This is a genomic window from Shewanella sp. SM29 (assembly GCF_025654245.1).
Classification (GTDB): Bacteria; Pseudomonadota; Gammaproteobacteria; order Enterobacterales; family Shewanellaceae; genus Shewanella; species Shewanella oncorhynchi.
The window spans coordinates 1-4934 of the sequence record NZ_JAKKRN010000063.1 but is presented as its reverse complement, the minus strand read 5'-3'; the positions used below and the strand labels follow the sequence as shown (position 1 = coordinate 4934).

The following is a 4934-nucleotide window of genomic DNA, read 5'->3' as shown; positions in this document are numbered from 1 at the left end:
CCAGATGGGTTTTATACACAGCCTTAGACAGAATATCGACACTTGATGAAGTGTGAACTCAAACAAAGCAAATCAGCTTTCCGAATTATTATTAACGTGGTCCAGAGATGGACACGGTAATAAACAGAATTTGCTTGGTGACAATAGCCTTGTGGAACCACCTGATCCCATCCCGAACTCAGAAGTGAAACGCAAACGCGCCGATGGTAGTGTGGGGTCTCCCCATGTGAGAGTAGGTCATCGCCAAGCATCCAAATAAACACCAAAGCCCTAGCCTAAACCGCTAGGGCTTTGGTGTTTATACGCTCCGCGAAAACTTATCTCGATGTCGGTCAATAAATATTCCTCCAATATTGACACTTCCACCATCCATGGCGGTCGCCCGCCGCTAAGCGGACTCCCCAGCTACGAAGACAAGCTTCTTCGCGTTCAATCATGGCTAAATACTCCGTATTTATAGCGCGATGATTTCACCCCCATGTGAGAGTAGGTCATCGCCAAGCGCCTAATTATCTCATTGAGATGTAACCAAGCCAGCTGAATAAGCTGGCTTTTTTGCGTCTATAATTTGTTAATTGGAGTGATTTTCCTGCTTTTCTCTCTGTTCTTCATCCAGCCATCTTCTCTAGCATGAGCTGCAATCCTCGCTTTTAGCAGTTACAATACGTTTTTGTCGTCATTGAACAAACACATGTCTCTATCTCATAGCCTTCAATCATTTAATTCCTTTGGTTTAGCCCAATCTTGCGCGGATCTTGTTGAAGCGCACTCAAAAGAAGCTGTTAAGGCGATATGTCTGCCACTATGGCAAAAGCAATTGCCTATGTTAGTGCTTGGTGGCGGTAGCAATCTGGTCTTTACGGAGGACTTTAACGGCACAGTTGTCAGGATTTTATCGAAAGGGATAAAAGTATCTGAAGACACAGAAGCGTTTTATCTCGAGGTTGAGGCAGGTGAGAATTGGCACGAGTTAATTCAGTTTACGCTCGAGCATGGCATGTTTGGGCTGGAGAATATGGCATTAATTCCTGGGACGGTTGGTGCAGCACCTATTCAGAATATTGGCGCTTATGGTGTTGAACTATGTGATGTGTGTGATTGGGTTGAGTATCTTGATTTACCCTCAGGTGAGTTTGTGCGCATCAGTACAACTGAGTGTCAATTTGCTTACCGTGAGTCTATTTTCAAAGACAAATTGCGCAATCTCGCTGTAGTCACTGTTGTTGGACTGCGCTTAGCTAAACGTTGGCAACCGCGTTTGGCCTATGGTCCATTGCAATCGTTTGATCCTGCAACCGTTACAGCGCATGAGATTTTTGAGCGCGTATGCCAAGTACGAAGTGAAAAGCTTCCTGATCCCGCTGTGCTCGGCAATGCAGGCAGTTTCTTTAAAAACCCCATTGTAAGCGCGGCCTGTTATCTAGATTTAGCACAGCGTTTTCCGACGATAGTGGGCTACGCACAAGCGGATGCAACAGTGAAATTGGCTGCAGGCTGGTTGATTGAACAAGCGGGACTGAAAGGTTTTGTGCTCGGCAATGTGGCAGTGCATGACAAGCAAGCCTTAGTGTTAGTGAATCGAGGCGGAGCAACGGGGCATGATATTTGCCGCCTAGCACTGCATGTTATTGCGCAAGTTCGGGATAAATTTGGTGTCGTTCTAGAAGCCGAGCCTAGAATCATTGGGGCCAATGGCGAAGGAGATTTGCATGTCTGATCATTGGGGAAGAAAACGCCAGATATTAGCTTTATTATCTAGCGGGCAATTTGTTTCTGGCGAGCAGTTAGCCACTGAACTTGGGATTTCGCGTGCCGCAGTGAATAAGCACATCGATGCGCTAGAAACCTATGGTGTGGCAATTTATAGCGTCAAAGGTCGCGGTTATAAGTTAGCTAATCCTATTTCTTTGATTGATGCATCACGTTTAGTGCAATCAATTGATAACCGTTGCTTTTACTTTGATGAGATAGCAAGCACCAACGGCTTTATGCTGGACCATACTACTGAATTGAAGAATGGTGATGTGTGTGTGGCAGAGTATCAATCCGCAGGTCGTGGTCGTCGAGGCCGAACTTGGGTGTCGCCCTATGGGCATCACTTATATTTCTCGCTGTTTTGGACTTTCCCGCAGGGAATGGCACAGGCCATGGGATTGAGTTTAGTGGTGGCCTGTACATTGGTTGAAGTGCTTAAATCTTTTGGCGTCGAGAATATTGGTGTTAAGTGGCCCAATGACATCTATTTGGATAACAAGAAGCTTGCCGGGATCTTGATTGAAATGTCGGGGCAGGCTGATAGCCTGTGCCAGCTTATCATAGGTGTTGGTGTCAATATGGCTATGTCAGAGGAACAAGGTAAAGGTATCGATCAGCCTTGGAGTGATTTGTCAGAGTTGGTCGACATGCCTGACAAGACGGCGCTTGTTATTGCATTACAGAAGCAGCTTAAGCGTGATATTCAGTTATTTGAGCGTGAAGGATTAGCTGCATTCAAGACTCGTTGGCAAGCTGCGGACTTATTTTATGGCCGTGAAATACGTTTGCTTATGGGGGAAAAGTCTGTCGAAGGAATTTGTCGTGGCGTTGATGAGCAAGGTGCGGTATTGCTCGAAACCGCCGATGGTGTTCAAGCATTTATCGGCGGTGAAATTAGCTTAAGGGCACGCTAAGTACGCAAGAGTCAATTTTATATAAGGCTATTTGCGCATCAGCACGTGGGACATCAAATGATCCTGACCTTTCTGCAGGATCAAATGGGCCCTCTCACGGGTCGGTTGAATGTTAAGTTGTAGGTTTGGGCCATTGATTGTGTCCCAAATATTGGCGGCAATCGTATTGGCTTCATCGTCGGTTAGCGTCGAATAGTGATGAAAATAAGATTTTTTGTCACTGAATGCGCCAGAGCGGAACTGCAAAAATCGTTCTTTATACCATTGTTTCAGCAAAGGTTCTTCCGCATCGACATAAATAGAAAAGTCGACAAAATCGGAGACGAAAGGACGACGGGTATCAACGGGGGAGTCGAGTCCAGTCTGTAATACATTCAAGCCTTCTAAAATTAAGATGTCTGGCTGAGAAACGGTTTGATGCTGATTCTTAACGCGGTCATAGGTGACGTGCGAATAGATAGGGGCTTTCACATGTGGCTGACCGGATTTCACGGCGGAGATAAACTCAACCAGCATTTTCATATCGTAACTTTCTGGAAATCCCTTACGCTGTAAGAGTCCTTTACGTTTTAAGTCCGCCAGAGGATACAAAAAACCATCTGTTGTCACCAAATCAACTTTTGGGTGTTCAGGCCAGTGTCGTAGTAAAGCTTGCAAAATACGTGCTGTGGTGCTTTTCCCGACGGCGACACTACCAGCAATACTAATGATGTAAGGACTTTTTGATGGTTTTTGACCGAGGAATTCATCAACCACTAAGCCTCGTTGTTGCTTAGCTTTAACGATCAAATTCAGTAGCCGGCTAAGGGGAAGATAAATATCGGTCACTTCCGATAAGGAAATCTTTTCATTTATGCCTCTAAGGTTCTCCAAGTCTTGCTCACTCAGTGTCAACGGCACTGAATCTCGTAACTCAGACCATTGCAGGCGCTCGAAGGCGAGATAGAGTGCTTTTTGAATTGAATTTTTAGAAGTCATTGGCTTTCCTCAGCTTAGGAAAGGCACAGTACACTATGAGATTATTTGGAACAATACTAAATGGGTGATTGCAGTCGTGTTTCCGTTACCGTTTGATGTATTCGCTGTTTAATTGGCCGTCAAAGTTGCATAACGTGTAAAAAAACACCGTTCAAGCGCTTTTTTTACGTAAATAGGCGTTTTTTACTTGCACTTGGGAGCGCATTTACCTAATATCCCGTTCCGAAATGATAATGCCGGTATAGCTCAGTTGGTAGAGCAACTGACTTGTAATCAGTAGGTCCCGAGTTCGACTCTTGGTGCCGGCACCATTTTCTGTGGAGGGGTTCCCGAGTGGCCAAAGGGATCAGACTGTAAATCTGACGGCTCAGCCTTCGAAGGTTCGAATCCTTCTCCCTCCACCACTTTTTTCTAGGTAGTTAGGTAGCCTTAGTTAGGTTGCGCGGACATCGTATAATGGTATTACTCCAGCCTTCCAAGCTGATAACGCGGGTTCGATTCCCGCTGTCCGCTCCAAATTAGTTGCTGATATGGCTCAGTTGGTAGAGCACACCCTTGGTAAGGGTGAGGTCGGCAGTTCGAATCTGCCTATCAGCACCAGCCTCTCTAAATTTAGCTCCTACGCCTAAACATAATCGGTTCGATGTCATTTTAATGCATCGGATTTTTTCTATATGTTAGTTTTCATCACCAAGAATCTTGGACTGAGGCATTACCATGGCTAAAGCTAAATTTGAACGTATTAAGCCCCATGTAAACGTGGGCACCATTGGTCACGTTGACCATGGTAAAACCACACTGACTGCAGCTATCTCTCACGTACTGGCTAAGACCTACGGTGGCGAAGCTAAAGACTTCTCTCAAATCGATAACGCTCCAGAAGAGCGTGAGCGCGGTATTACGATCAATACCTCTCACATCGAATATGACACGCCTTCACGTCACTACGCACACGTAGACTGCCCAGGCCACGCTGACTATGTTAAAAACATGATCACTGGTGCTGCACAGATGGACGGCGCGATTCTAGTAGTTGCCTCTACAGACGGTCCAATGCCACAGACTCGTGAGCACATCCTGCTTTCTCGTCAGGTTGGCGTACCTTTCATCATCGTGTTCATGAACAAATGTGACATGGTAGATGACGAAGAGTTACTGGAATTGGTTGAAATGGAAGTGCGTGAACTTCTGTCAGAATACGATTTCCCAGGTGATGATTTACCAGTAATCCAAGGTTCAGCTCTGAAGGCCCTAGAAGGTCAACCAGAGTGGGAAGCTAAGATCCTT

Annotated in this window: 4 protein-coding genes, 4 tRNA genes and 1 rRNA gene; 8 read left to right on the top strand and 1 reads right to left on the bottom strand. The window is 45.7% G+C overall.

The genetic code is table 11. The features are described from left to right. Positions 1-133: 133 nt before the first annotated feature. The 3 genes from rrf (at position 134) to birA (ending at position 2669) form a co-directional block, all read left to right on the top strand. Positions 134-249 (top strand): 5S ribosomal RNA (rrf, locus tag L5L77_RS22295). Between the two features lie 442 nt (positions 250-691). After that, complete coding sequence (gene murB, locus L5L77_RS22290; protein ID WP_263223430.1) at positions 692-1717, top strand: UDP-N-acetylmuramate dehydrogenase; 1026 nt, start codon at positions 692-694, stop codon at positions 1715-1717. Further along, the gene (birA, locus tag L5L77_RS22285) at positions 1710-2669 is read left to right on the top strand and encodes a bifunctional biotin--[acetyl-CoA-carboxylase] ligase/biotin operon repressor BirA (RefSeq protein ID WP_168827728.1); all 960 of its coding nucleotides are present in this window, start codon (positions 1710-1712) and stop codon (positions 2667-2669) included. Before murB ends, birA begins: the two co-directional genes overlap by 8 nt. A gap of 27 nt (positions 2670-2696) precedes the next feature. On the opposite strand, the gene coaA is transcribed toward birA, so the two are convergent. Next, on the bottom strand, positions 2697-3647 hold the full coding sequence (gene coaA, locus L5L77_RS22280; protein WP_105251027.1) for a type I pantothenate kinase: 951 nt from the start codon (positions 3645-3647) through the stop codon (positions 2697-2699). Positions 3648-3882: 235 nt separating this feature from the next. Here coaA and L5L77_RS22275 point away from each other — a divergent pair. From L5L77_RS22275 to L5L77_RS22255, 5 genes are all read left to right on the top strand, one after another. Further along, positions 3883-3958, top strand: a tRNA-Thr gene (locus L5L77_RS22275). A gap of 8 nt (positions 3959-3966) precedes the next feature. After that, positions 3967-4051: transfer RNA gene (locus L5L77_RS22270), tRNA-Tyr, on the top strand. 38 nt (positions 4052-4089) lie between these two features. Beyond that, positions 4090-4163: transfer RNA gene (locus tag L5L77_RS22265), tRNA-Gly, on the top strand. 8 nt (positions 4164-4171) lie between these two features. Continuing rightward, positions 4172-4247: transfer RNA gene (locus L5L77_RS22260), tRNA-Thr, on the top strand. A gap of 117 nt (positions 4248-4364) precedes the next feature. Then, on the top strand, positions 4365-4934 hold a 570-nt coding region (locus tag L5L77_RS22255), incomplete at its 3' end, for a GTP-binding protein (protein ID WP_263186831.1).